Consider the following 25,823-nt stretch of genomic DNA (forward strand, 5'->3'; position numbering starts at 1 on the left):
GCGGACGGCTGTGCGGACGGCTGTGCGTACGGCCGTCGACATCACCATTGACATCACCGGTGGGCGAGCGGAGACTCGACCGCGAAAAGTGAAGGAAATTTCACCAGGCGAACTTCAGCACCCGGCGAACATCAGGGAACCGAAGGGAACGACCGATGCGCACCACCGTCGGCATCATCGGAGCCGGCCCCGCCGGACTCCTCCTCGCGCGGCTGCTGCACACCGCGGGTATCGACTCGGTCGTCCTGGAGAGCCGCGACCGTGACTACGTCGAGCACCGGCAGCGCGCCGGGATCCTGGAGCAGGGCACGGTGGACGTGCTCCGGGCGGTCGGCGCCGGGGAGCGCATGGACCGCGAGGGCCTGCGCCACGACGGGATCGAGCTGCGGTTCGCCAAGCAGCGCCATCGCGTGGACTTCCCCGCCCTCACCGGCGGCCGGTCCGTCATGGTCTACGCCCAGACCGAGGTCTGCAAGGACCTCATCGCCCTCCAGTCGAAGGAGGGCGGCCCGCTGCTGTTCGAGGCGGAGGCCCTGGCCGTCGAGGACGCCGATACCGACCGACCCCGCGTCCCCTTCCGGTACGCGGGGCGTGAGGACGTGCTGGAGTGCGAGTACGTCGTCGGCTGCGACGGCTTCTGGGGGGTGTCCAGGAAGGCCGTCCCCGCCGCACTCTCCCAAGTCTTCGAACGGACGTACCCTTTCGGCTGGCTCGGCATCCTCGCCGACGTCGCCCCCTCGCACGACGAGCTGGTCTACGCCCGCCACGACCGAGGCTTCGCCCTGCTGTCCATGCGCCCGCCCGTCACCCGCCACCACCCTTCCAAGGAAGTCGCTTCGCTCCCTGTTGACTCCTTCGTCTCCCGCCTCTATCTCCAGGTGCCCGCGGGCACGGAGGCGGAGCGCTGGGCCGACGGCGAGATCTGGGACGAGCTGGAGCGCCGGGTCGAGACCGCCGACGGCTGGCGGCTGGAACGCGGGCCCGTCACCCAGAAGTCGGTGACCCCGATGCGTTCCTTCGTCCACGAGCCCATGCGGCACGGCTGCCTCTTCCTCGCCGGCGACGCCGCCCACATCGTGCCGCCGACCGGCGCCAAGGGGCTGAACCTCGCCGTCGGGGACGTCGTCACCTTCGCGCGGGCGCTGACCCACCGCCGTGACACCGGTTCGGCGGAACTGCTCGACGCCTACTCCGCGACCTGTCTGCGCCGGGTCTGGCAGGCGGAACGGTTCTCCTACGACATGACGACCCTGCTCCACCGCGCCCCGGACGCCACCCCGTTCGAGGACCGCCTCCAGCTCGCCCGTCTGGCACGGATCGCCTCCTCGCGGGCTGCCGAGACCGACCTGGCCGAGGCGTACACGGGCATCCCCTTCGGCTGAGCGCGCGACGGCGCGCGGCCGTCATCCCTGTCCGGTTCCGGCTGTGTACCAGTTCGGTGAGGAATGGATCGCTCCGTGGCCGGGAATCACGCATCCGCGTAGCGTGTTGGCCAGCACGGACAGGGAAAGATCCTCCTCAAGTATTAGGATCATTCCTTTGCCAATCTATTACTCTTGAGCCAAGGCCACGAAGGGTGGCCATGGAGGAGTGAAATGAGGAGCAGCAACCCGGTCTTCTCGCGACGGGGGTTCAGCCGCGACAACGGCTACGCGGGCTTCAACACCGCGCCGCAGGCCGGGTACGCGCAGGGCAACCCATATGCGCAGCAGGGCAACCCGTATGCGCAGAACCCCTACGCGACCAACCCGTACGCCCAGACGGACCAGCAGTACGGCGCTCCGCCGCAGGCCCCGGTCTCCACCGGCCGGATGACGATGGACGACGTCGTCATGCGCTCGGCCATGACGCTCGGCACCGTCGCCGTCGGCGCGGTCCTCGCCTGGGCCCTGCTTCCCGTCTCGGCCGGCAGCTACGGCCTGGCGGTCGGATCCGCGCTGGTAGCGATGGTCCTGGCGCTCGTCCAGAGCTTCAAGCGCACCCCCTCGCCCGCGCTGATCCTGGGATACGCCGCCTTCGAGGGCGTCTTCCTCGGCGTGATCAGCGAGATGTACAACAGCCGGTGGAGCGGCGCCCCGTTCCAGGCGGTGCTCGGCACGATGGCGGTCTCGGCGGCCACCCTCCTGATCTACAAGGCGGGCTGGATCCGCGTCACCGCCCGGTACGCCCGTATCGGTCTGGCCATTGCCATGGCGTTCATTCTGGTCATGGCGGTCAACCTGCTGCTGGTCGTGTTCGGCGTCGCCGAGGACGGCGGTCTGCGCAGCTTCGGCCCGCTGGGCGCGGCCGTGGGCATTCTGGCGGTGCTCCTCGGCGCGTTCTTCCTGACCCTCGACTTCAAGCAGATCGAGGACGGCATCGCCTACGGCGCCCCGCGCCAGGAGGCCTGGCTGGCCGCGTTCGGCCTCACCCTGACCCTGGTGTGGATCTACGTGGAGATGCTGCGGCTCGCGGCCATCTTCAGCAGCAGCGACTAGCCACCGCCCGGCGGTAGCGAGAAGGGCCCTGGGTGCTCCCCGGGGCCCTTCGTCGTGTGCGGGCTAGTCGTATGCGGTTCGTCGTGTGGGTGCGCGGCCAGGGCCCGGCCGAGTACACCTAGCGCAGCTTGCGCGCGGCCCTCCTCAGGTCGTACTCGTGGACGATCGCCTTGGCGTGGCCGTACGCGAGGTTGTGCTCGTGCCGGAGCCAGCTGACTTTTTCCTCGAAGCGGAAGAGAGCGGGTCCGTCTTCGACGGTGCGCAACCAGTCGGAGACTTCACGACCGGTGCACTGGGGGATGCGGGCGAGCAGGTTGCGGTGGGTCTCCTCGGAGAAGAGTTGGGACATCGGCACCTCCGAACGCAAAGGGGATGTAAGCCGGTCCTTCAGGTCACCGTGCCCTAGCGTTGGCGTGTTGGCAACAGTCCCGCTGAGACGCGTTACGCTCACGGCGTGGTTGATACGACGCCCCTGACCCGTGCCGTGGATCACTTCGCCGATCGTTTGCGGGCGGCGCCGCAGTCCCGACTCCAACGGGGCGCTGCCGCTGAGGCTCTGCGGCTGGGCCGGGAGTTGGCCGTGTGGGCCCAGCGGCTCGAGGACCCTTCGGGGGAACCCCGACAGATGCCGGACGCGGGAATGTTCGCGGCGGCCGACCAAATCACCGTGGCCGGGCATGACTTGGCGATCGTGCTGTCGAGTGACGCCGAGGTCGACGAAGCGGTGAGGCTGGTGGCGGAGGCGCAGAAGAGGGCGGGGGTCTGAGGACCCGGTGCCTCAGAGCGAGGCGATGACCCTGTCCGCCAGGATGTAGACGCTCTCCTCGCCGCACGCGAACGTCAGCGTGTACGCGCCCGAGATGCCGGAGCCGCCCAGCAGGTGCGGCTTCTCGCCGGTGCGCAGGGCCGCTGCCAGGCGTTCGGCGGTCTCGCGGTGGCCGGGGGTCATGCACAGGGTCGTGCCGTCGGCGAAGACGTAGACGTCGAGGGTGCCGAGGGGGCCGGGGCGCACGTCGGTCAGTTCCGTGCGGGACTCGGCGAGCCCTTCGAGGACGGTGACCGTGCGCTCGTGGTCGCCCACGACCGGCGACTGGACCGGAACGAAGTCGGGGTGGGAGGGGTGGCGGCGGCGGGCCGCGGCCAGCTCCGGGGACTCCCCGGCGAACTCGTCGTTGTCCGGGCCGGGCTCCGTCACCGGCTCCAGGCCGGCGAAGTCGGCCGTGCGGGGCAGGAACAGCTCGCTGTCGGGGAGGCCGAGCAGGGTGGGCGTGTCGGAGGTCTCGCGGGCCTCCTGGGCGGCCCAGAACGCCCGCGCCTCGGCCAGCTCCCGCTCCCGCTCCTCGGCGAGTGCCTCGGCCACGGCCGCGCGTATCTCTTCGGCCTCGGCGGTCCGGGCGGCGGGCAGCAGGGCGCGCGTCGCGGCGCCGTTGCTCTCGGCGTTCTCGGCGAGCTGCGTGCGCAGGGCCGCGAGCTGCCGACGCAAGCCCAGAAGGGTGCGCAGGACGGCGGCGCCCACGGCGCCGGTGGCGGCCGTGGTGACCAGCAGGGCGATCGGCATGGCGCTCACTGACGTACTCCCGGTTAAAAGTCGACCCCCCGACTTCCTACATCAGCTTGAAGGGCGGACTAACCAGCTGTCAGTGCGTAACGTCACGAAACGGACAGATCTCTGTCTTGGGCTTCCTGCGTACAGCCGCTCTGACCTGCCTTGACATCTCCCGGGCGGGAGATAGGTCACATCCTGGGGGAGATTGGATCACAAACCGGCCCGGCGTTCGAGTTTTTCTCGAAGGCCGGGCCGGAGCGTCACTTTGGGTCCAGTGACCGCTACTTTACGGCGCTCAGCTGAGGCGCTCGATGACCATCGCCATGCCCTGGCCGCCGCCGACGCACATCGTCTCCAGGCCGAACTGCTTGTCGTGGAACTGGAGCGAGTTGATGAGCGTGCCGGTGATGCGGGCACCGGTCATGCCGAACGGGTGGCCGACGGCGATGGCGCCGCCGTTGACGTTCAGCTTGTCGAGGTCGATGCCGAGGTCGCGGTAGGAGGGGATCACCTGGGCGGCGAAGGCCTCGTTGATCTCGACCAGGTCGATGTCGTCGATGGTCAGGCCGGCGCGCCGGAGGGCCTGCTTGCTGGCCTCGACCGGGCCGAGGCCCATGATCTCGGGGGACAGGCCGGAGACGCCGGTCGACACGATGCGGGCGAGCGGGGTCAGGCCCAGCTCGCGGGCCTTGGTGTCGGACATGATGACGAGCGCGGCGGCGCCGTCGTTGAGCGGGCAGCAGTTGGCGGCGGTGACCATGCCGTCCGGGCGGAAGACCGGCTTGAGGCCCTGGACGCCCTCCAGGGTGACGCCGGCGCGCGGGCCGTCGTCCTTGCTGACGACCGTGCCGTCGGGGAGGGTGACCGGGGTGATCTCGCGCTCCCAGAAGCCGTTCTTGATGGCTTCCTCGGCGAGGTTCTGGGAGCGGACGCCGAACTCGTCCATGTCCTGGCGGGTGATGCCCTTCAGGCGGGCGAGGTTCTCCGCGGTCTGGCCCATCGCGATGTAGGCGTCCGGGACCAGGCCGTCCTCGCGGGGGTCGTGCCAGGTCGTGCCCTCCTGCTCCGCGACGGCGGCGGTACGGGCCTCGGCCTCGGCGAAGAAGGGGTTGTGCGTGTCCGGCACGCTGTCGGAGTTGCCCTTGACGAACCGGGAGACCGTCTCGACGCCGGCCGAGATGAAGACGTCGCCCTCGCCGGCCTTGATGGCGTGCAGGGCCATGCGGCTGGTCTGGAGCGAGGAGGAACAGTAACGGGTGATCGTGCAGCCCGGCAGGTGGTCCATGCCCATCTGCACGGCGACGATCCGGCCGAGGTTGTTGCCCTGCTCGCCGCCCGGGAGACCGCAGCCGAGCATCAGGTCGTCGATGTCCTTGGGGTCCAGCTCGGGGACCTTGGCCAGGGCGGCCTGGATGATCGTGGCGGTGAGGTCGTCCGGGCGCAGGTCCTTGAGAGAGCCCTTGAAGGCGCGGCCGATCGGCGAGCGGGCGGTCGAGACGATGACGGCTTCGGGCATCACGGCTCCAGTTCAAAAAGGGCAGCGCGTAGCGCTTCGATGAGGGGTGGCGGTCGGGCGGCGGGTGGGCGTACGGGGAGTTGGCTGGGGGCTTCCTGTGAAGTTACCCGTACGTATGGCCGAGGTCACGTGTGTCACGGTGTGACCCTGACCGCAGTTTCTAAGCGCTTGCTTTCCCTCCGGACCCCGCACGCGGCACGGAGGGCGCGGGCTCGGGAGCCGGCTCCGGTTCCAGCACCTGGCGCCTGCGACGCCGCTTGAGGAGGGCCCAGGGGCCGCGGGGGCCGGTCGGCATCGCCGCCGTGACCTCCGTGCCGGCCTCGTCCGCGGCTTCGGCGGCCGCACGGGCCACCGGGAGGAAGCCCTCGCGGCGGCTGACGTCCGGGCGGTCCTCCTCCGCCGGCCAGAGGCCGAGAGCGGCGCAGACGGTCGGGAGGACCGCCATCGCCGCCGTGGCGTAGCCCTCGGCAGAGGGGTGGTAGTTGTCGGGGCCGAACAGCTCACGCGGGTTCGCGGCGAACTCGGGGCCCAGCAGGTCGCCCAGCGACACCGTGCGGCCGCCCTGCCCGACCACCCCGATCGTCTGGGCCGCCGCCAGCTGCCGGGAGGCGCGGCGGGCCAGCCAGCGCAGTGGCTGCTGCACCGGCTCGATGGTGCCCAGATCAGGGCACGTGCCGACCACCACCTCGGCACCGGCCGTGCGCAGCCGCCGTACCGCCGTCGCCAGATGACGGACCGAGCGGGTCGGGGGCATCCGGTGCGTGACGTCGTTCGCACCGATCATGATCACGCAGATGTCGGGGACGGGGGAGGGATCGGAGAGGACCAGTCCCACCTGGCGGTCCAGGTCGTCCGACTGGGCGCCGGGCTGGGCGACGTTGCGCAGCTCCACCGAGCGTTCCGCCACCGCCGACAGTCCCGAGGCCAGCAGCGCGCCCGGTGTCTGGCCCGCCCGGTGCACCCCCTGGCCCGCGGCCGTGGAGTCGCCCAGCATGGTCAGGCGCAGGGGCGGTTCGCCGGGGATGTCGTACTCGGCGCCGTACACGCCGTCCGCCACCGGTAACCGGCCTTTCGAGCCGTTGCCCACGTGCCGCTTGGCCAGCCGCAGCTCCGCCAGCACCACACCGACGGTGGCCGCGCCGACCAGCCCGACCCCGCCACCGCCGTACGCCGCACCGGCCGCGATCCGCCGGGCCACTCTCGCCCTCGACATGCTCGTCATGCCTCGCCGCCACCTCCTGGAAGCCGTACACCCACTCCTTGCCCCGTACAGCCCGTGCGCCAATCTCAACGCCGAGTGAAGGCCTTCGCGGTGCCGTCGAGGGCCGTAGGCTGGCGGGACCAATCACGACCATCACTTTTTGCAGCAACCGGAGACAACGGTGCGATTCCACGACTCGATGATCAGCCTCGTCGGCAACACCCCGCTGGTGAGGCTCAACAGTGTGACCAAGGGGATCCAGGCGACCGTCCTGGCCAAGGTGGAGTACTTCAACCCGGGCGGTTCCGTGAAGGACCGCATCGCCCTGCGCATGATCGAGGCCGCCGAGCAGAGCGGAGAGCTCAAGCCGGGCGGCACCATCGTCGAGCCGACCAGCGGAAACACCGGCGTGGGCCTGGCCATCGTGGCCCAGCAGAAGGGGTACAAGTGCATCTTCGTGTGCCCCGACAAGGTGAGCACCGACAAGATCAACGTGCTGCGGGCGTACGGCGCCGAGGTGGTCGTGTGCCCGACCGCCGTGGATCCGGAGCACCCGGACTCGTACTACAACGTCTCCGACCGGCTGGTGCGCGAGACGCCCGGCGCCTGGAAGCCCGACCAGTACTCCAACCCCAACAACCCGCTCTCGCACTATCACTCGACCGGCCCCGAGCTGTGGGAGCAGACCGAGGGGAAGATCACCCACTTCGTGGCGGGCGTCGGCACCGGCGGCACCATCTCCGGCACCGGCCGCTACCTGAAGGACGCCAGCGACGGCAAGGTCCAGGTCGTCGGCGCCGACCCCGAGGGCTCGGTGTACTCCGGCGGCTCCGGACGGCCGTACCTCGTCGAGGGCGTCGGTGAGGACTTCTGGCCGACCGCCTACGACCGGACGGTGGCGGACGAGATCGTCGCCGTGTCCGACAAGGACTCCTTCCAGATGACCCGGCGGCTGGCGAAGGAGGAGGGGCTGCTGGTCGGCGGGTCCTGCGGCATGGCCGTCGTGGCCGCGCTGCGCGTCGCCGAGCGCCTCGGCCCGGACGACGTCGTCGTGGTCCTGCTCCCCGACAGCGGCCGCGGCTACCTCAGCAAGATCTTCAACGACGAGTGGATGGCCGACTACGGCTTCCTCGAGGACGAGGGCCCCAGCGCCCGGGTCGCGGACGTCCTCCAGGACAAGGTGGCCGGCTCCATCCCGTCCCTGGTCCACATGCACCCGGACGAGACCGTCGGCCAGGCCATCGAGGTGCTGCGCGAGTACGGCGTCTCGCAGATGCCGGTGGTCAAGCCGGGCGCCGGTCACCCGGACGTGATGGCCGCCGAGGTCGTCGGGTCGGTCGTGGAGCGGGAGTTGCTCGACGCGCTGTTCAACAAGCGGGCCTCGCTGGAGGATCCGCTGGAGAAGCACATGGGCGCCCCGCTGCCCCAGGTCGGCTCCGGCGAACCGGTCGGGGACCTGATGACGGTGCTCGGTTCGGCGGACGCCGCGATCGTCCTCGTCGAGGGCAAGCCGACCGGCGTGGTCAGCCGGCAGGACCTGCTGTCCTTCCTCGCCAAGGGCGGAAAGCAGTAGCGAACGTCCGGTGGACCACCGGTGTCCCAGCGGAACTTGCGGTGTCCTACCGAAGTGGTGGACTTCGCGGAAGTGGTACGAGCGCGTCACGTGCACGCAGCACCCGCTTAACACGGGTCCGGCACATTAGTGGGTGTCGGCAGGGCGGGAGCGGCTCCCCGCCCCGGCCGGCACCGAACGGCGCCAAGGACCTCCGGAGCGGCTCCCGGACCTCCACGGACGCCACGGACGCGCAAGCCCGGCCCTGACCCGGCCCGCGTCCCTCGCGGGGACCGCCGTCGTCCCGCCCCCCGGCAACGGGGGTGCGGCGGTCCCCGCGTATATCTCTTCCCCGCACAGCTCTTTCAGCGGGCGGGACTCGACTCCCAACTGCCCAGCAGCGCCAGCCGTTCCGCCGTCTCCGAGCCCGGCTCCGGGGTGTACGCCACGATCGTCTGCTCCTGGTCCCCCGGGACGGTCAGCGTCTCGTACGGGAGGGTCAGCACGCCCACCACCGGGTGCCGGATCTTCTTCACGCCGTACGCGCACTCCGCGACCTGGTGGTCGGCCCACAGACGGCGGAAGTCCTCGCTCCTGAGGGAGAGTTCACCGACCAGGGTGCACAGCTCGGGGTCGTCGGCGTGCAGGCCCGCGTTCAGGCGCAGGTAGGCCACCGTCTGGGCGGCCACCGCGGACCACTCCGGGTAGAGGTCCCGGCCCGCGGGGTCCAGGAAGACGTGGCGGGGGATGTTCCGGTCGCTCGGGGCCATGCGGCTGAAGCCGTTCACCGCGTCCCCGAGGGCGTTCCAGGCCAGTACGTCCATGCGGCGGCCCAGCACGAAGGCCGGGCTGCGCTCCATGCCGTCCAGCAGCAGCTGCACGCCGGGGCGCACGCGGGGCGCGGGCGGGCGCTTGCTCTGCTTCTGCCGCGCCGGACGCGCCACCGTCCGCAGGTACTCCTGCTCCGTCTCGTCAAGCCGCAGCACCCGGGCGACCGCGTCCAGCACCGCGTCCGAGACGCTCTGCCCCCGCCCCTGCTCCAGCCGGATGTAGTAGTCGACGCTCACCCCCGCCAGCTGCGCCACCTCCTCGCGGCGCAGTCCGGGCACGCGGCGCCGACCGTACGAGGTCAGCCCCACCTCCTCGGGCTGGATGCGGGCGCGGCGTGAGCGCAGGAAGTCTCCGAGGTCCCCGTCCATGGGTTCGATCGTAGGGGAGAGGCCGGCCGCGAACCTGGTACTGGCAGACCCAGGAAAAGCGCATCCCTGGGTACGGACGGGATGGCGGCGCAGGGTGGTGAGTGCCGCCGGGGAGACGCCCCGGCCGCGAACCGAGGGAGCCACCCATGTCGTACGAGAACCTTTCCGGCCGCACCGCCGTCGTCACGGGCGCCGCCAGCGGGATCGGCGAGTCCGTCGCCGTGCTGCTCGCGGCCCAGGGCGCGCGGGTCGCGCTGCTCGCCCGGCGCGGGGAGCGACTGGAGGAGATCGCCGCGAAGATCCGGTCCGACGGCGGGCAGGCGCTGGCGGTCGTCGCCGACGTCACCGACGACGCGTCCGTGCAGGCCGCCAAGGAACGGATCCAGGAGGCGTACGGGTCAGTCGACCTGGTCGTCAACAACGCCGGCGTCATGCTGCCCCACCCGGTCGACGACGGCCGCCTCGACGAGTGGCAGCGGATGCTCGACACCAACGTGACCGGGGTGCTGCGGATGATCCGGGCCTTCACCGCGGACCTGGTGGGGGCCGCCGCCGAGGGCCGTACCGCGGACCTGGTGAACATCTCCTCGGTCGGTGCCCACATCACGTTCCCCCACTACGCGGTGTACGGGGCGACCAAGGCCGCCGTCACCTATCTCTCCCAGTCGCTGCGCACCGAGTTCGGGCCACGCGACGTGCGGGTCACCAACATCGAGCCGGGGCTGACGCAGTCCGAACTCGGGACGCACGTGGCCAGCGCGGAGCTGGCCGGGGAGCTCGACCGCATGTTCGAGGGGCTCGGTGGGCTGGCCTCCGAGGAGGTCGCGGACGTCATCGCCTACGCGACGAGCCGCCCCCGGCACGTGAACCTGCGGCAGATCATGGTGCTGCCGACCCGGCAGGCGTGAGGGGGCACTCCTGTCACTCCTCCCAGTCGGAGTCCTGGGAGGAGGCGCGGCGCCGCCGGTCGAACAGGCCCGGGTTGGCGCGGACCGCCTGGACCGCGTTGACGCCCACGATGCCCGCCCAGGCGGTCAGCAGGCCGGGCAGGTGCGCGATGCCGCCGCCGATCGCCGACAGCGGGATCGCCAGTACCAGCGAGACGATGCCGAAGCCGAAGCGCTCACCCCAGGAGTCGCCGTTCCTCGGCTCCCGGCTGCCCCGGGCGACCTGGAGCTGCTGCTCGGCCAGCTGCCGGCGCACCCGGCGCTCCACCGCGCCGTCGATGCGCTGCTCGACCTTCTCCAGGAAAGAGTCCACCAGTGCGGACTCGTACTCCTCACCCAGTTCCCTGCGTGCTTGCAGGGTGGCGTCGAGTTCCTTCTTCAGATCGGCGTCCCGCGCCTCCATAGCGGTCATGAGCACACGGTAGGGAGCGGGGACGCCCGCCGCACTGGGGTTAGCCCCCCTACTTGGTGAGGCCGTACTGCTTCGCGTAGGCGTTCGCCACGTCCTCCGGATCCTTCTTGTCCTTGTCCACCTGGCGGTTGAGCTCGGTGAGCTGGGCGGTGGTGAGGATGTTGCCGAGGCGGGCGAGGGCCTTGCGGACGGTGGAGTCGGCCTTGCGGTCGGCGATCAGCGGGACGATGTGCTGGCTGGGGATCAGGTTCTTCGGGTCGGCCAGCACCACCCAGCCGTTGGCCGCGATGTCGGTGTCGGTGGTGAAGAGGTTCGCCACGTCCACGTCGCCCTTCTTCAGAGCGCCCTTGACCAGCGGACCGTCCGAGTCCAGCGACTTGAACTCCTTGAACTCGACGCCGTAGACGTCCTTCAGCCCGACCGCGCCCACCCGGCGCTTCTTCACCTCGGGAGCGGCGCCGATGACCAGCCTGCCGTTCTGCTTCGCCAGGTCGGCGAGGGAGGCCAGGCCGTACTTCCGGGCGGTCGCCCGGGTGACGACGAAGCAGTCGGAGTCGGCCGCCTGCCCGTACGGCAGCACCTGCAGGCCGGCGGGCAGCGCCAGGGTGAGCGCGTTCTGCATGGTGCCCGGCTCCGCAGAGGCGTCCTTCGGGGCGAGGTAGTTCAGCAGGGCGCCCTGGTACTCGGGGAGCAGGTCGATGTCGCCGGCCTTGAGCGCGGGGATCACGATCTCCCGGGTGCCGAGGTTGGGGCGGACCTTCACCTTCACACCGGCCGCCGACAGGACGGCCGCGTAGAGGTAGCCGAGCACCTGGTTCTCGGTGAAGTTGGCGGTGCCGATGGTGACACCGCCCTTGCTGGAGCCGCCGTCGGCGGTCGAACCCCCCTGACCGTCGAGGGAGGTGACACCGCCGGCGCAGGAGGAGAGGGCGGGGGCGGAGGCCGCTGCGAAGAGGCCGCCGAGGAGAGTACGTCGGTTCATCGATGGGGTCCCTAGGCAGTGCGGTGGCGGAAGGCGAAGCGCTGGAAGGTGCTGAGCAGCAGATCGAGGACGACGGCCACGACCGCGACCAGCACCGCGCCGCCCAGCACCTGGACGAGGTCGCGCTGGGCGAGTCCGTCGAAGACGTAGCGGCCGAGGCCGCCGAAGGAGACGTACGCGGCGATGGTGGCCGTGGCGACGACCTGGATGAGCGCGAGCCGCAGACCGGTCATGATCAGGGGGAGGGCCAGCGGCAGCTCCACCTGGAACAGCACCTGGCGGCCACGCATGCCCTGGCCGCGCGCGGCGTCGCGGACGTCCGGGTCGACGGCCGTCATCCCGGCGTAGGTGTTGGTGACGATCGCGGGGACGGCCAGGGCGACCAGCGCGACGTACACCGGCAGCATCGACAGCCCGCCGGCCAGGAAGACCAGCACGACCAGGCCGACGGTCGGCAGGGCGCGGCCGAAGGACGCCAGGTTGATGGCGAGGAACGCGCCCTTGCCGGTGTGGCCGATCAGCAGGCCGAGGGGGAGGCCGATCGCGGCGGCGATGAGGGTGGCGAGGAGCGAGTACTGGAGGTGCTCGGCGAGGCGGTGGGCGATGCCGTCCGGGCCGGCCCACTGGGAGCCGCTGGTCAGCCACTTGGCGAGGTTCTTGAACAGCTCGTACATCTCAGGCCCGCCTCCTGCGCCACGGGGTCAGCACGTACTGGAGGGCCACCAGCAGGGCGTCCGCGACCACCGCGAGCAGGATCGTGAGGATCACGCCCACGATCACCGGGGTCGGGAAGTCGCGCTGGAAGCCGTCGGTGAAGAGCTGGCCGAGGCCGCCGTCGCCGATGTAGGTGGCGACCGAGACCAGGGAGATGGACATGACGGTGGCGATACGGACGCCCGCCATGATCACTGGGAGGGCCAGCGGGAGCTCGACGGTGAGGAGCGTGCGCAGCGGGCGGGTGCCCATCGCCTTCGCCGCCTCCTTCGTCTTCGCGGGGACCGAGTCCAGCCCCTCGACCGTGTTCCGCAGCAGCACGACCAGTGTGTAGACGGTGAGGCCGATGACCGTGGTGGTGCGGGTCAGGCCGCTGACGGGGAGAAGCAGTACGAAGATCGCGATCGAGGGGATCGTGAACAGGATGTTGGAGACGCCGAGCAGGAAGCCGCGCAGGGGGCGGACCCGGTGGGCGACCACCGCGAGGGGCAGGGAGATCAGCAGGCCGAAGAACACGGCGGTCAGGGCGGCCTGGAGGTGGGAGAGGGTCAGGCTGGTCAGGTCGTCGGTGTGGTCGCCTATCCACGACCAGTCGACGGTCACGCGGCCACGTCCACTTCGGCGTGCGCCCGGCCCGCGTGCTCGTGGATGTCGTCGCGGGACGAGACGCCGGTGAGCGTGCCGGCCGCGTCGACGCGGGCGATCAGGCCGATGGGGGAGGAGATCGACTCGTTGAGCGCGGAGAGCAGGGAGTCGGAGTCCCTCAGCGGCCGTACGGGAAGCTCGGCCCCTTCCGTCGATCCCCAGTGCAGAGGCTTGCGCGTCTCGTCCAGGACGAGCGACCAGGTGCCGCCCTCGGGTGCCGGGCCCTGCGGGACGTCGGCGAGGGTCTTCAGGGACAGCAGCTTCAGGCCGCGCTCGGCGCCGAGGAAGTCGGCCACGAAGTCGTCGGCGGGGCGGGCGAGCAGTTCGGCGGGCGGGGCGCACTGGACCAGGTGGCCGCCGGTGCGGAAGATCGCGATGCGGTCGCCCAGCCGTACGGCCTCGTCGATGTCGTGGGTGACGAAGACGATGGTCTTGCTCAGCTCCTTCTGAAGGCGGAGGAGCTCGTCCTGGAGCTGGGTGCGCACGACCGGGTCCACCGCGCCGAACGGCTCGTCCATGAGCAGTACCGGCGGGTCGGCGGCCAGGGCGCGGGCGACGCCGACGCGCTGCTGCTGGCCGCCGGAGAGCTGGTGCGGGTAGCGCTTGCCGGCGTCGGAGGCGAGGCCGACGGTCTGAAGGAGCTCGGCCGCCCGGGCGCGCGCCTTCCTGCGGTTCCAGCCGAGCAGGAGCGGGACGGTGGCGATGTTGTCGAGCACCGTGCGGTGGGGGAAGAGTCCCGCCTGCTGGATGACGTACCCGATGGAGCGGCGCAGCTCGGCGGCGTCCTGCTCGGTGACGTCCCGACCGCCGACGCGGATGGTGCCGGAGGTCGGCTCCACCATTCGGTTGATCATCCGCAGGGTGGTCGTCTTGCCGCAACCGGAAGATCCGACCAGGACGGTCACGCCGCCCTCGGGCATCTCCAGGGAGAGGTCGTGGACTGCTGTCGTGCCGTTGGGGAAGCGCTTGTGGACCGCATCGAACTGGATCATGAGATGTCCCTTGCCCGGCTGTATAACGTCATGCAGAGTTCTTGGTGTCTGAATAGGTTGTCAATGCTCCCGCGTTAATCCGGGGTAACCGATGGTCGTCAGGCGAGATCGAATGTCCGGGTGGAGGGGATTTTGGGCTTTATGTCGTCTCGAATCGTGGACATGCCGGGAGCTGTGACCCCCGAGCACCGCGGACTTGTCGTCCTCGACGGGGTCGGTCTCGGCGTGGCGGACGTCGTGCGGCTCGCCGACGGCGCGGCGCGGCCGGTGCCGGGCACCGACGCCATGAAGCGGGCGGCGGAGTCCTGGGACGCGGCCCGGCAGATCGCCGCGACCGGGCGGGTCTACGGCCGCTCCACCGGCGTGGGCGCCAACCGGAACGAGGATGTGCCCACCGAGGCCGCCGCCGGACACGGCTTGCGTCTGCTGCGCAGCCACGCCGGCGCCATCGGCGCGGAACTGCCGGCCCGTCAGGTACGGGCGATGCTCGCGGTCCGCGCCAACCAGCTCCTGGCCGGAGGCGCCGGTCTGCGCCCCAGCGTCGTCACCGCCCTGTGCGAGGCACTGGAGACGGGCGCGTACCCGGTCGTCAACGAGTTCGGCTCCGTCGGTACCGGGGACATCGCGGCCCTGGCACAGGTCGGGCTGGCGTTGGCGGGCGAGCATCCGTGGCGGGGGCCGGACGGGCCGCTCTCACCGCCCGCCGTCCGCGCGCCCGAGCCGCAGCCTCTCGACAACAACGACGCCCTCGCCCTGATCAGCAGCAACGCGCTCACCCTCGGCCAGTCCGCCCTGGCCCTGCACGAGCTGCGCGGGCTCATCGCGGCCACCCAGGTCGTCGCGGCCCTCTCCCTGCTGGCCGTGGACGGCTCGCACGAGGCCTACGCCGCTCCCGTGCACGCGGCCCGCCCGCACCGGGGCAGCGCGGAAGTGGCGCGCCGGATGCGGGAGCTGATCGGCGCCGCCGACCGGCCCACGCCGCCGCTCGGCCGTATCCAGGACCCCTACGGCTTCCGCTGCCTGCCCCAGGTCCACGGCCCCGCGCACGACGCGGCGGACCTGCTGGAGGAGGTGCTCACGACAGAGATCAACGCGGCCGCCGAGAACCCCCTCATCTGCCCCGAGGACATGGCCGCCTACCACCACGGCGGCTTCTACCAGGCCCAACTGGCTCTCGCACTGGACCACTTCAGGCTGGCGGTCACCCAGGTGGCCCGGCTGTCCACGTCCCGGCTGTCCACCCTCAACGAGCCCGCCTACACCCGCCTGCGCCCCTTCCTCGCCGACCACGAGGCAGCCTCCTCCGGAGTGATGATCCTGGAGTACGCAGCCGAAGCCGCCCTCGGCGAGCTGCGGGCGTTCTCGGCTCCCGCGTCGCTCGGTCACGCTGTACTCTCCCGGGGCGTCGAGGAACAGGCCAGCTTCGCCTCGCTGGCCGCCCGTCAAACGCTGCGTGCCTGTGGTGCGTACCGTCTGGTGGTCGGCTGCGAACTCGTCGCCGCCGTGCGCGCGCTGCGCCAGCGCGACCTCAGGCCGGACCCGGAACTCCCGGCCGGACGCGCGCTGGCACTGGCGGAGTCGGTGCTCGACGACGACCAGGCCGACCGGCCGCTCACGGACGACGTGTCGGCGGCGGCCGCACTGCTCGACCGGTTCACGGACATCTGGAGGGGGAGCACGTCATGAGCGTGACCGACAGTCCTGCCGCCCGCTTGCAGGCGCTCTTCGAAGGGCACCGGCTCACGCCGACCCAGCGGCGCATCGCGCACAGCATGGTGCGGCGGGCCGGCGACGTGCCCTTCCTGTCCAGCGTGGAGCTGGCCGAGCTGGCCGGGGTCAGCCAGCCCTCCGTGACCCGTTTCGCGGTCGCGCTCGGTTTCGACGGCTACCCGGCCCTGCGCAAGCACCTGCGCGAGGTCGTGCCCGCCGAACCGGCGCTGGGCTCGGCGCCGTACAACGAGTACCAGCAGGCCGTGGAGTCCGAGATCGAGAACCTGCGGCACCTCGCGGAGGTGCTGGCCGACCCGCGACCGGTGCAGCGGGCCGGCCGGCTCCTCGCCGCCTCCCGGCCGCTGCCGGTGCTCGGACTGCGGGCCGCCGCCTCCCAGGCGTACGGCTTCGCGTACTTCGCCGCCAAGGTCCACCCGGACGTCCGGCTGCTCAACGAGGGCGGCACGATGATCCACGACCGCGTCGACGCGGCCGTCCGGGCCGGTGCCACCACCCTGCTGTGCTTCGCGCTGCCCCGGCATCCCCGCGAGGTCGTCGACACCCTCTCCTACGCCAAGGAGGCGGGCCTGACCGTGGTCACCGTCGCCGACTCGGCGTTCGCGCCGGTCGCCAAGGTGTCCGACCTGCTGTTGCCGGCCGCCGTCGGCACCGGGCTCGCCTTCGACACCGCGTGCGCGCCGATGCTGCTCGGGCGGGTGCTGCTGGAGGCCATGTGCGACGACCTGCCGGACGCCCAGGCGCGGCTGGAGGAGTTCGACGTGCGGGCGGCGACGCGGGGGCTGTTCGTGGAATGACCCGGCGTTCCAGGCTCTGTTCCAGGACAGGACTCTGTTCCGAGACAGGACTCTGTTCCAGGACAGGACTCTGTTCCAGGACAAGACTCTGTTCTAAGACTCGTCTCACCTTCGCTCGTTAGCGTCCCGGCATACGGACTGGGCCGGGAGCGGCGAGGAGGCTGCGGACATGGCGCGTGGAGGACAGGGACTGGCGCGGGTGGCCGTCGTCGTACGGGCGGGGGCCGCGCCGCTGTGGTGGCTCGGGGTGTTCGCGGCGGGCATCGGGGTGCTGCCGCCCGGGGTGACCGGGCGCCGGATCGGGGTTCTCGCGGGGGCCGCGCTGTTCCTCGTCGCCGCCGCCGTGGTGGCCCTGGTGCGCCGTGGGCGGTACGCGGGCCTCGCCCGCGGGGTGGCCCGCGCGGGCAAGCACGACGTGCTCCAGGACCGCGCGGTGACCGTGCGCAACTGGCGCCGGGGTCACCGCTGGTGGCTGCTGCTGGCCTTCCTCGTCGCGCTGGGCAGTGCCTTTGTGGTGCCCTCGGCGGGCGGGCTGCTGCTGGCCGGGACAGGCACCGGGCTCAGGCTCAAGGCGGCCTGGCTCGGGCGGCGCGAGCGGGCCCTGGACGAGCTGTTGTGGGTGCGTGTCGACTGGCTCGGCAAGCGCGGCGGCCGTCCCGCGGGCAAGGCCGTCAAGGCCTTCCGCGGTACGGGCATCGCGGCCGGCGACGCGGCCCCGGGCGGGACCCGCCGCCGCACCGCGGCGCTCGTCTGACCGCCGCCGGGGCCGCGCTGAGACCTCCCTCAGACCTCCAGTTCCTCCTCGATCTTCCTCAGCTGGTGCCGGGCCATCGCCAGGTTGGACCGGCCGGCGTCCAGCACCAGGTAGAGGAACAGGCCGTTGCCACCGCGTCCCTTGAGCAGCCGGATCAGGTGGTACTGGTTCGAGAGGGTGATCAGGATGTCCTCGATCTCGCCCTTCAGGCCGAGGTGCTCCATGGTGCGCATCTTGGCCCGGATGACGTCGGTGTTCCCGGCGGCGGCCACGTTGAGGTCGAAGCTCTTGCTGCCGCCCATCGTGCCCAGCGCCATCCCGCTGGTGTAGTCGACGAGCGCGACGCCGGTGGCACCCTCGATGGAGGCGAGGCATTCCTTCAGTGCGGTCTCGGTGTTGGCCATGGTGTGTCGTGTCCTTTCAACTGTCGGTTGCGGTGCGCGCGTCGGTGGCCGCGGCACGTGGCGTACGAGTGGGTCTGAGGGTTCGTGCGGTGGTGGCCCGGCCGGGCGGCCGGGCGGGCTGGGCGGGCTGGGCGGCCTTGGCGGCCGCCTCCGCCGCGTCGACCAGCTCGCCGATCCGGGCGCCTGCGCGGCGGCCCTCCAGGTGCAGCCGGCCGACGTTGACGCGGTCCTGGGCGAGCAGGGTCAGGACGGCGGTGCGGCCGGCCGCGTAGGTGGCGACGTATCCGTGCTCGCCGCGGACCAGCAGTTCCCGGAAGTCGCCCTGACCGGTGGCGTCGGCGACCCGTACGGCGACGCCGAGCGCCGCCGCGGTGAGCGCCGCCAGGCCCTCCGGGTCGACGCCGGGAGTGTCCTGGGCGACGACGAGGCCGTCGACGCCGGCTGCCAGGGCGCCGGTGAGCTGGGGGACGCGGCTGCGTAGTCGCCGTAGTTCGTCCAGGATCGCGTGGATCTCTGGCTCGGCCACCATCAGATGTCTCCTCTCGGCGGGTCGGTGCCGTTCAAAGGGCCTCCAGCGCATCCCTGAGCCTCTTCAGCAGCGCGATGTCGGGGTCGGTGACCGGGGGCGGGGGCGGGGGTGGTGGGTGAGCAGGTGGGGCCGACACCGCCGGGTCCGGTGCGATCAGGCCCGCCGCCGCCAGCCGCCGTACGTCCATCAGGGTGTGGAAGGCGGGCCGGCCCAGCTCCAGCGCGATGCCCGCCGCCGTACGGCTGCCGTTCACCCGGGTCAGCACCGCCCGCTGGCGGGGTGTGACCTGCGGGGCCGAGAGCGGGTCGGCGCGGATCAGCGGGGCGCTGTCGGTCGCCGGGTCCGGCCAGACGCGGTGCAGCAGCAGGCGGCGGCGCAGGGTCTCCCGCTCCAGCACGGTGACCGGGATGGGGTGCAGGGCGGCCGGGGCGGTCACCGGCCCGTACCGGAAGTGGCCGGGGGTGCTGCTCGGCGCCAGGGCGAAGTACCCGGCGTCGAACACCGCGCCCAGGTGGCACAGCTCCAGCGCGCCCGCCGTCAGCCGTCCGGCGCCGAGCAGCAGACGGGCGGCGCCGGGCGCGTCGCCGGCCCGTTCCGCGGCCTGCCGCCAGGTGGCCGGCTCCAGGGTGCCGTGGGCCGTGAGGAGCAGGCCGAGACCCGGGGCGAGGGGGCTCTCGGCGTGCACCACCCGGCCCTCGGAGAGGTGCAGCGTGCCGTGCTCGCGGGCGAGGACACCGGTGGCCCGTTCCTCGGCGAGCCGGGTCAGCATCGGCGAGAGGGCGGCACGGCCCCACTCCCCTTCGGCTCTTCTGTCCCGCACGGGCAGGGGCGGCGGCGGAGGCGTTCTGACCATGGTCATCCCAGCACCAGCCCGGCGGCCATCTCCCCGAGCCGGATCCGCGCGAGGGCCAGATTGCCGTCCCCGCGGGCCAGCCACAGGTGCAGCAGCACGGTGCTGTCGAACGACGTGTCCACGAACCGCAGCAGGTGGTAGCTGTCCCGGTTGCTGATGATCAGATCCTCGACCGGCGGGTGTTCGTCCTCGGCGTCCCCGGCGGCGGCGAACGCCCCGTGCTCGGCGGCCAGCCGGGCCAGTTCGGCCGCCTCGGCCGCGGTCGTCTCGTGGTCACCGCCGGGGGAGTCCCCGACGGTGCCCAGGGCCAGCCCGCTCGTCCAGTCCACCAGAGCCGCGCCTCGGGCACCGGGCAGACGCATCGCTTCCAGAAGGCACTCGTCGATTCCGGGCATCGTTGGGCTCCCCTCCCGCCTGGGACTCCGGCTGAGTGACGCAGACACTACGCAACGTGTGCGTGGCAGGTGAGGCTTCTGGCATTTTCCAGTGGAACATGCGTCCGGGGGACTAGTGTGGGTCAACTTGCCCTGATGTCGGCCCACTTGATCGAGTGAACGTGGGGGTGCGTCAACGGCGCCCGGATGCGCCGAGGGTGGTGAGGGCTGTGACGTGCGCCCCTCCGGACTCGGCCACGATCTCGTCGGGCGTCTGCGGTTCGCGCACCGTCGCGAACGCAACGCCTCCCGCCCCGTCCGGGACGAAGCCGTAAACGCCGGGTCGCAAAAGGGAGTTGTAGGTGTAGTGGTGCGCGAAGTAGTAGGCGCCGGTGTCCAGGGCCGCCGCGTGGTCGCCCTGCTCCAGCAGCGGCAGGGCGCGCCCCTGAGCGAGCAGGTCGCCCGAGAAGCAGGCCGGCCCCGCCACGTCCTGCACCACCTCGGGCCCCGTCTTCGGCCGCCCCTTCGCGTCGTACGCGGCGATCCTGAGGGGCCACGTCCCCGGCACGTACACCGTCCGCGCCGCCACCTGAACGCCCGCGTGCGTCACCGCCACCCGCCGTCCGCCCGCGCTCTTGGCGTACTCCACCCGGGCCACCACCGTCCCGTGCTTGGCCAGCAGGGACCGCCCGAACTCCGTCACCAGCCCGTACCGCCCGTCGAACAGCCCCGGCACCACCTCGCTCAGCATCCGGGCGTACTGCGCGTACGTCGGTGTCGTCGCATCGGAGCCGAAGTTCACCGGCAGCCCGCCGCCGATGTCGAGCGTGTCCACCTGCCGCCGCCCCGCGCGCGCGTTGATCTCCTCGGCGAGCCCGTACGCCTCCGCCGCCCCCCGCGCCATCAGCGACAGCGGGATGCCCTGTGAGCCGGTGTGCGCGTGCAGCCGGGTCAGCCACGGCCGGTCCAGATACGCCCGCACGACCCACTCCCGGGCCCCCTCGTCGCGCAGCGCCACCCCGAACTTCGAGGTCTCCGTCGCCGTCGAGGTCGCCTCGATCGACCCCCCGCCGATCTGCGGATTGACCCGGATCCCGAGCGGGGAACGGCTGGGCGCGGCCCCCACCAGGGCGTCGATGCGCGCCAGCTCCTGCGGGTTGTCCGCGTTGACCGCGATCCCGTGCGCCAGCGCCTCCCGCAGTTCCTCGGGCGTCTTGGCGGGCGAGTCCAGCACGATCCGCTCCGGCGGCAGCCCGGCCGCCCGCGCCAGGGCCAGCTCGCCCGGGCTCGCCACCTCCGCGCCGACCCCCGCCTCGTCCAGCAGCCGCAGCACCGGCACCAGCGGGGTCGCCTTCACCGCGAAGGCGTGCAGCACGGGCGTATCCGGCGCCAGCACCTCCTCGAACGCCGCGCGCAGCTCGGCCGCCGACTCCCGGATACCGGTGACGTCCAGCAGCCCCACCACGGGCGCCCCGGGGCCGAGCAGCCCCTGCTCCACGACGGCCCGCACCGCCTCGTCACGCCGGGCCGCGCGGCCTTCCCCCGTGCTGTCGGCACCCTGCTGCATGGTTTCCCCCGCTTTCGTCGGTGTGCGTACCTGTTCCTCCGGTACTTCCAGCCATACACCTTTGCGACACCGACTTGGCGCACCGATGTATTGACTAGCTCTATTCAGGCGTCCATGATTTGAATAGACGTAGTAACAGGAGGAGGCAGACGATGTCGGGACCCCGCCCCGTACGAGCCCCGCGCGGTACGGAACTGAGCGCCCTGGGCTGGCAGCAGGAAGCCGCCCTGCGGATGCTCCAGAACAACCTCGACCCCGAGGTCGCCGAGCACCCCGACAGGCTCGTCGTCTACGGCGGCACCGGCAAGGCGGCCCGCGACTGGCGCTCCTTCGACGCCATGGTCCGCACGCTGCGCACCCTGAAGCAGGACGAGACCATGCTCGTCCAGTCCGGCCGCCCGGTCGGCGTGATGCAGACCCACGAGTGGGCCCCGCGCGTCCTCATCGCCAACTCCAACCTGGTCGGCGACTGGGCCAACTGGGAGGAGTTCCGCCGTCTGGAGGCCCTCGGCCTGACCATGTACGGCCAGATGACCGCCGGCTCCTGGATCTACATCGGGACCCAGGGCATCCTCCAGGGCACCTACGAGACCTTCGCCGCCGTCGCCGCCAAGAAGTTCGGCGGCACCCTCGCCGGGACCATCACCCTCACCGCCGGCCTCGGCGGCATGGGCGGCGCCCAGCCCCTCGCGGTGACCATGAACGACGGCGTGGCGATCTGCGTCGACTGCGACCCCCGCGCCATCGAGCGCCGCATCGAGCACCGCTACCTCGACGTGAAGGCCGACTCCCTCGACCACGCCCTCCAGCTGGCCACCGAGGCCCGCGACGCCCGCCGCCCGCTGTCCATCGGCGTGCTCGGCAACGCGGCGGAGCTGGTCCCGCAGCTGCTGGCGATGAACGCCCCGATCGACATCGTCACCGACCAGACCTCGGCCCACGACCCGCTGTCCTACCTGCCGCTCGGCGTCGCCTTCGAGGACATGGCCGACGCCGCCGCCAAGGACCCGGCCGGCTTCACCACCCGCGCGCGCGAGTCGATGGCCAAGCACGTCGAGGCAATGGTCGGCTTCCAGGACGCCGGCGCCGAGGTCTTCGACTACGGCAACTCCATCCGTGGCGAGGCCCAACTCGCCGGATACGACCGCGCCTTCGCCTTCCCGGGCTTCGTCCCCGCCTACATCCGCCCCCTCTTCTGCGAGGGCAAGGGCCCCTTCCGCTGGGCCGCCCTGTCCGGCGACCCCTCCGACATCGCCAAGACCGACAAGGCGATCCTCGACCTCTTCCCCGAGAACGAGTCCCTGGCCCGCTGGATCAAGATGGCCCGCGAACGCGTCCACTTCCAGGGCCTGCCCGCCCGCATCTGCTGGCTCGGCTACGGCGAGCGCGACAAGGCCGGCGAGCGCTTCAACGACATGGTGGCCTCCGGTGAGCTGGCGGCCCCGCTGGCCATCGGCCGCGACCACCTCGACTGCGGTTCCGTCGCCTCCCCCTACCGCGAGACCGAGGCCATGCTCGACGGCTCCGACGCGATCGCCGACTGGCCGCTGCTGAACGCCATGGTCAACGTGGCCTCCGGGGCGTCCTGGGTGTCCATCCACCACGGTGGCGGGGTCGGCATGGGGCGCTCCATCCACGCCGGGCAGGTGACCGTCGCCGACGGTACGAAGCTCGGTGGCGAGAAGATCCGGCGTGTTCTCACCAACGACCCCGGTATGGGCGTGATCCGGCACGTGGACGCGGGGTACGACATCGCGGAGTCGGTGGCGGAGGAGCGGGGCGTGCGGGTGCCTATGCGCGAGGGTGACGAGGCGTGACGCGGAGCGAAAGCAGGCACGGCGACTCTCCGGCGGGGGCTGAGGTCTCGTCGCCGCCCGCGGGTCAGGCTGTGCCCACCCTCCCCCAGTCTCGGCTGCGCTCGACCGGGGGGACCCCCATCGCCCTGCGGGACGACTGCCCACAGCCTGTACCGCCTGAGGGTTCGGACGGCGGTGCCCCACAGCCTGTACCGCCTGTCGGTGCCGGCAGCTCTTTCCACGAGATGTGGCGCGAGCTGTTGCCCATCGGCCGGCACACCGACTCCGGCGGCTACCGGCGCTACGCCTGGACCGGAGCCGACGCCGACTGCCGGGCCTGGTTCAAGGAGCAGGCCGAGGCGCGCGGGCTGGCGTACGAGGTCGACCGGAACGGCAACCAGTGGGCGTGGCTGGGGGACCCGGAGGCCGGGGACGCCGTGGTCACCGGGTCGCATCTGGACTCCGTGCCCGACGGAGGGGCCTTCGACGGGCCCCTCGGGGTCGTGTCCTCCTTCGCCGCCCTCGACGAGCTGCGCGGGAGGGGAGCGCGGCTCGGGAAGCCCCTGGCCATCGTCAACTTCGGCGACGAGGAGGGCGCCCGGTTCGGGCTCGCCTGTGTCGGGTCGCGGCTCACCTCCGGGCAGCTCACCGTCGAACAGGCGCACCGGCTGACCGACGGCGACGGCATCACGCTGCCGCGGGCCATGGAGACCGCCGGGTACGACCCCGACACCATCGGACCGGACCCGGAGCGGCTCGCCCGGATCGGCGCCTTCGTCGAACTGCACGTCGAACAGGGCCGCGCGCTGGACCTGTCCGGCGACCGGGTCGGCATCGCCAGCGCCATCTGGCCGCACGGCCGCTGGCGCTTCGACTTCCGGGGCGAGGCCAACCACGCCGGCACCACCCGGCTGGTGGACCGCCGCGACCCGATGCTGTCGTACGCCGAGACCGTGCTCGCCGCCCGCCGGGAGGCCGAACTCGCCGGTGCCGTCGCCACCTTCGGCAAGATCACGGTGGAGCCGAACGGGGTCAACGCCATCCCCTCCCTGGTGCGCGGCTGGCTCGACTCCCGCGCCGCCGACCAGGAGACCCTCGACACGGTGGTCACCGGCGTGGAGAAGGCCGCGCGCGACTACGCCGTCGCGCACGGCGTCGACCTCGACGTCGTCCGTGAGTCCTTCACGCCGGTCGTCGAGTTCGACCACGCCCTGCGGGACGAACTCGCCCGCATCCTGGGCCGGGACACCGACCTGAGGGTGCCCGTGCTGGGCACCGGCGCCGGACACGACGCCGGAATCCTCTCAGGGAGCATCCCGACCGCCATGCTGTTCGTACGCAACCCCACCGGCGTCTCGCACTCCCCGGCCGAGTTCGCCGCCGAGGACGACTGTGTGGCCGGGGTGACCGCGCTCGCCGACGTACTGGAAGGGCTGGCCCGCAGGTGACGACGACTGAGCCGACGCGGACGTACTGGCTGGAGCACGCCTGGCTCGACACCTATGTCGAGCCGGGGGTGCTGCTGGAGGTGGCCGACGGCCGGATCACGGCCGTCCGCACGGACACCCCCGCCCCGCCGCCGGGCGCCGAGACCCTCCGGGGCCTGACCCTGCCGGGCCTGGCCAACGCCCACAGCCACGCCTTCCACCGCGCCCTGCGCGGCACCGTCCAGGTCGGCTCGGGCACCTTCTGGACCTGGCGCGAGGTGATGTACTCCTTCGCGGACCGGCTGACGCCGGAGACGTACCACGCCCTGGCCCGCGCCGTGTACGCCGAGATGGCGCTGGCGGGTGTCACGGCGGTCGGCGAGTTCCACTACGTGCACCACGCCCCCGGCGGCACCCGTTACGCCGAGCCCAACGCCATGGGCGAAGCCCTGATCGCGGCCGCCGCCGAAGCCGGTATCCGCATCACCCTCCTCGACACCGCCTACCTCTCCTCCGCCATCTCGGGCAAGCACGGTGGCGAGCCCCCCAACACCCACCAGCTCCGCTTCTCCGACGGGACCGCCGAGGCCTGGGCCGAACGCTGTTCAGTTCTCAAGGAGCGGGATCACGCGCGGATCGGGGCGGCGATTCACTCCGTACGGGCCGTGCCCGCAGGCCAGTTGGCGACGGTGGCGCGGTGGGCGGAGGAGCGGCGGGCCCCGCTCCACGTGCACCTGTCGGAGCAGCCCGCCGAGAACGACGCCTGCCTGGCCGCGCACGGGTGCACGCCCACCCGGCTGCTCGCCGACCACGGCGTCCTCGGCCCGCGCACCACCGGTGTGCACAACACCCACCTCACCGACGAGGACATCGCCCTGATCGGCGGCTCGGGCACCGGAACCTGCATGTGCCCGACGACGGAACGCGACCTCGCGGACGGCATCGGCCCCGCCATGGCCCTCCAGCGCGCCGGCTCCCCGCTCTCCCTCGGCTCCGACAGCCACGCCGTCATCGACCTGCTCGAGGAGGCGCGCGCGATGGAGCTGAACGAGCGGCTGCGCACCCGCGTGCGGGGCCACTGGACGGCCGCGGCCCTGTTGCGCGCGGCTTCGGCGGACGGTCACGCGGCGCTGGGCTGGGACGACGCGGGCACCATCGAGGCCGGGGCGCTCGCCGACCTCACCACGATCGCCCTCGACTCGGTCAGGACAGCGGGGCCGCTGCCCAGGCTGGGCGCCGAGACGGCCGTATTCGCCGCGACGGCAGCGGACGTACGGCACACGATCGTCGCGGGGCGGCATGTCGTACGGGACGGCGTCCACGCACTCGTACCGGACGTGCCGTCGGCGCTGGCGGACGCGATCGAAGCCCTGCGCGGCTGAGACCGAGCAGACGCCGACCCCCCACCACC

26 protein-coding genes are annotated in these 25,823 nt (G+C 71.8%); 11 read left to right on the forward strand and 15 right to left on the reverse strand.

From position 1 onward, the window contains the following. The first annotated feature begins 155 nt into the window (after positions 1–155). On the forward strand, positions 156–1,382 hold the full coding sequence (locus ACWGJM_RS37070; RefSeq protein WP_453416151.1) for a 4-hydroxybenzoate 3-monooxygenase: 1,227 nt from the start codon (positions 156–158) through the stop codon (positions 1,380–1,382). Between the two features lie 213 nt (positions 1,383–1,595). Beyond that, positions 1,596–2,477: a Bax inhibitor-1/YccA family protein gene (locus ACWGJM_RS37075; protein WP_453416152.1), complete on the forward strand. Its 882-nt coding sequence runs from the start codon at positions 1,596–1,598 to the stop codon at positions 2,475–2,477. A 118-nt stretch (positions 2,478–2,595) separates the two neighbouring features. On the opposite strand, the gene ACWGJM_RS37080 is transcribed toward ACWGJM_RS37075, so the two are convergent. After that, a complete protein-coding gene (locus ACWGJM_RS37080; protein ID WP_355929187.1) occupies positions 2,596–2,826 on the reverse strand; it encodes a DUF4287 domain-containing protein in 231 nt (76 codons plus the stop codon). 105 nt (positions 2,827–2,931) lie between these two features. Between ACWGJM_RS37080 and ACWGJM_RS37085 the strand changes: the two genes are divergently transcribed. After that, positions 2,932–3,243: a hypothetical protein gene (locus ACWGJM_RS37085; protein ID WP_453416153.1), complete on the forward strand. Its 312-nt coding sequence runs from the start codon at positions 2,932–2,934 to the stop codon at positions 3,241–3,243. A gap of 12 nt (positions 3,244–3,255) precedes the next feature. Here ACWGJM_RS37085 and ACWGJM_RS37090 read toward each other — a convergent pair whose 3' ends face one another. The 3 genes from ACWGJM_RS37090 to ACWGJM_RS37100 all read right to left on the reverse strand — a co-directional run bounded on the left by ACWGJM_RS37090 (position 3,256) and on the right by ACWGJM_RS37100 (position 6,761). Further along, on the reverse strand, positions 3,256–4,044 hold the full coding sequence (locus ACWGJM_RS37090) for a hypothetical protein (RefSeq protein ID WP_453416154.1): 789 nt from the start codon (positions 4,042–4,044) through the stop codon (positions 3,256–3,258). Positions 4,045–4,318: 274 nt separating this feature from the next. Beyond that, positions 4,319–5,539: an acetyl-CoA C-acetyltransferase gene (locus ACWGJM_RS37095; protein WP_453416155.1), complete on the reverse strand. Its 1,221-nt coding sequence runs from the start codon at positions 5,537–5,539 to the stop codon at positions 4,319–4,321. 160 nt (positions 5,540–5,699) lie between these two features. After that, on the reverse strand, positions 5,700–6,761 hold the full coding sequence (locus ACWGJM_RS37100; protein WP_453416156.1) for an SGNH/GDSL hydrolase family protein: 1,062 nt from the start codon (positions 6,759–6,761) through the stop codon (positions 5,700–5,702). Positions 6,762–6,921: 160 nt separating this feature from the next. On the opposite strand from ACWGJM_RS37100, the gene ACWGJM_RS37105 reads away from it, so the two are divergent. Further along, on the forward strand, positions 6,922–8,313 hold the full coding sequence (locus tag ACWGJM_RS37105) for a cystathionine beta-synthase (RefSeq protein WP_453416157.1): 1,392 nt from the start codon (positions 6,922–6,924) through the stop codon (positions 8,311–8,313). Positions 8,314–8,657: 344 nt separating this feature from the next. Here the strand turns inward: ACWGJM_RS37105 and ACWGJM_RS37110 are convergent, their stop codons facing one another. Continuing rightward, complete coding sequence (locus tag ACWGJM_RS37110) at positions 8,658–9,491, reverse strand: helix-turn-helix transcriptional regulator (RefSeq protein WP_453416158.1); 834 nt, start codon at positions 9,489–9,491, stop codon at positions 8,658–8,660. 146 nt (positions 9,492–9,637) lie between these two features. Between ACWGJM_RS37110 and ACWGJM_RS37115 the strand changes: the two genes are divergently transcribed. Then, positions 9,638–10,399 carry an SDR family oxidoreductase gene (locus tag ACWGJM_RS37115; RefSeq protein ID WP_453416159.1) on the forward strand — a complete coding sequence of 254 codons (762 nt, stop codon included), beginning with the start codon at positions 9,638–9,640 and terminating at the stop codon, positions 10,397–10,399. Between the two features lie 13 nt (positions 10,400–10,412). Here ACWGJM_RS37115 and ACWGJM_RS37120 read toward each other — a convergent pair whose 3' ends face one another. From ACWGJM_RS37120 to ACWGJM_RS37140, 5 genes are read right to left on the reverse strand one after another with little or no spacing between them, the layout of a single operon-like run. Continuing rightward, positions 10,413–10,841, reverse strand: a complete 429-nt coding sequence (locus ACWGJM_RS37120; RefSeq protein WP_453416227.1) for a hypothetical protein — start codon at positions 10,839–10,841, stop codon at positions 10,413–10,415. A 58-nt stretch (positions 10,842–10,899) separates the two neighbouring features. Next, positions 10,900–11,832, reverse strand: a complete 933-nt coding sequence (locus ACWGJM_RS37125) for an ABC transporter substrate-binding protein (RefSeq protein ID WP_453416160.1) — start codon at positions 11,830–11,832, stop codon at positions 10,900–10,902. Positions 11,833–11,843: 11 nt separating this feature from the next. Then, a complete protein-coding gene (locus ACWGJM_RS37130; protein ID WP_453416161.1) occupies positions 11,844–12,506 on the reverse strand; it encodes an ABC transporter permease in 663 nt (220 codons plus the stop codon). Position 12,507: 1 nt separating this feature from the next. Continuing rightward, complete coding sequence (locus ACWGJM_RS37135) at positions 12,508–13,149, reverse strand: ABC transporter permease (RefSeq protein WP_453416162.1); 642 nt, start codon at positions 13,147–13,149, stop codon at positions 12,508–12,510. Continuing rightward, on the reverse strand, positions 13,146–14,183 hold the full coding sequence (locus ACWGJM_RS37140; RefSeq protein ID WP_453416163.1) for an ABC transporter ATP-binding protein: 1,038 nt from the start codon (positions 14,181–14,183) through the stop codon (positions 13,146–13,148). Before ACWGJM_RS37140 ends, ACWGJM_RS37135 begins: the two co-directional genes overlap by 4 nt. A gap of 141 nt (positions 14,184–14,324) precedes the next feature. Between ACWGJM_RS37140 and ACWGJM_RS37145 the strand changes: the two genes are divergently transcribed. From ACWGJM_RS37145 to ACWGJM_RS37155, 3 genes are all read left to right on the forward strand, one after another. Beyond that, complete coding sequence (locus tag ACWGJM_RS37145; protein WP_453416164.1) at positions 14,325–15,869, forward strand: aromatic amino acid ammonia-lyase; 1,545 nt, start codon at positions 14,325–14,327, stop codon at positions 15,867–15,869. After that, complete coding sequence (locus ACWGJM_RS37150) at positions 15,866–16,708, forward strand: MurR/RpiR family transcriptional regulator (RefSeq protein WP_453416165.1); 843 nt, start codon at positions 15,866–15,868, stop codon at positions 16,706–16,708. Before ACWGJM_RS37145 ends, ACWGJM_RS37150 begins: the two co-directional genes overlap by 4 nt. 169 nt (positions 16,709–16,877) lie before the next feature. Then, positions 16,878–17,462: a hypothetical protein gene (locus ACWGJM_RS37155; protein WP_453416166.1), complete on the forward strand. Its 585-nt coding sequence runs from the start codon at positions 16,878–16,880 to the stop codon at positions 17,460–17,462. Positions 17,463–17,491: 29 nt separating this feature from the next. Here the strand turns inward: ACWGJM_RS37155 and ACWGJM_RS37160 are convergent, their stop codons facing one another. The 5 genes from ACWGJM_RS37160 to ACWGJM_RS37180 all read right to left on the reverse strand — a co-directional run bounded on the left by ACWGJM_RS37160 (position 17,492) and on the right by ACWGJM_RS37180 (position 21,189). Beyond that, complete coding sequence (locus ACWGJM_RS37160; RefSeq protein ID WP_453416167.1) at positions 17,492–17,866, reverse strand: hypothetical protein; 375 nt, start codon at positions 17,864–17,866, stop codon at positions 17,492–17,494. Between the two features lie 16 nt (positions 17,867–17,882). Next, positions 17,883–18,395: a roadblock/LC7 domain-containing protein gene (locus ACWGJM_RS37165; RefSeq protein ID WP_453416168.1), complete on the reverse strand. Its 513-nt coding sequence runs from the start codon at positions 18,393–18,395 to the stop codon at positions 17,883–17,885. Positions 18,396–18,426: 31 nt separating this feature from the next. Next, positions 18,427–19,254 carry a transcriptional regulator gene (locus ACWGJM_RS37170; RefSeq protein WP_453416169.1) on the reverse strand — a complete coding sequence of 276 codons (828 nt, stop codon included), beginning with the start codon at positions 19,252–19,254 and terminating at the stop codon, positions 18,427–18,429. Continuing rightward, a complete protein-coding gene (locus ACWGJM_RS37175) occupies positions 19,251–19,643 on the reverse strand; it encodes a hypothetical protein (protein ID WP_453416170.1) in 393 nt (130 codons plus the stop codon). Before ACWGJM_RS37175 ends, ACWGJM_RS37170 begins: the two co-directional genes overlap by 4 nt. 172 nt (positions 19,644–19,815) lie before the next feature. Beyond that, positions 19,816–21,189 carry a diaminopimelate decarboxylase gene (locus ACWGJM_RS37180; RefSeq protein WP_453416171.1) on the reverse strand — a complete coding sequence of 458 codons (1,374 nt, stop codon included), beginning with the start codon at positions 21,187–21,189 and terminating at the stop codon, positions 19,816–19,818. A gap of 152 nt (positions 21,190–21,341) precedes the next feature. Here ACWGJM_RS37180 and hutU point away from each other — a divergent pair, with 152 nt between their 5' ends. The 3 genes from hutU to ACWGJM_RS37195 all read left to right on the forward strand — a co-directional run bounded on the left by hutU (position 21,342) and on the right by ACWGJM_RS37195 (position 25,794). After that, positions 21,342–23,006 (forward strand): urocanate hydratase, encoded by a 1,665-nt coding sequence (gene hutU, locus ACWGJM_RS37185; RefSeq protein WP_453416172.1) that lies wholly within the window; start codon positions 21,342–21,344, stop codon positions 23,004–23,006. Between the two features lie 224 nt (positions 23,007–23,230). Continuing rightward, positions 23,231–24,433 (forward strand): allantoate amidohydrolase, encoded by a 1,203-nt coding sequence (locus ACWGJM_RS37190; RefSeq protein WP_453416173.1) that lies wholly within the window; start codon positions 23,231–23,233, stop codon positions 24,431–24,433. After that, positions 24,430–25,794 (forward strand): formimidoylglutamate deiminase, encoded by a 1,365-nt coding sequence (locus tag ACWGJM_RS37195; protein WP_453416174.1) that lies wholly within the window; start codon positions 24,430–24,432, stop codon positions 25,792–25,794. Before ACWGJM_RS37190 ends, ACWGJM_RS37195 begins: the two co-directional genes overlap by 4 nt. Positions 25,795–25,823 lie beyond the last annotated feature (29 nt).

The sequence above is a fragment of the Streptomyces sp. NPDC054834 genome (assembly GCF_053611185.1).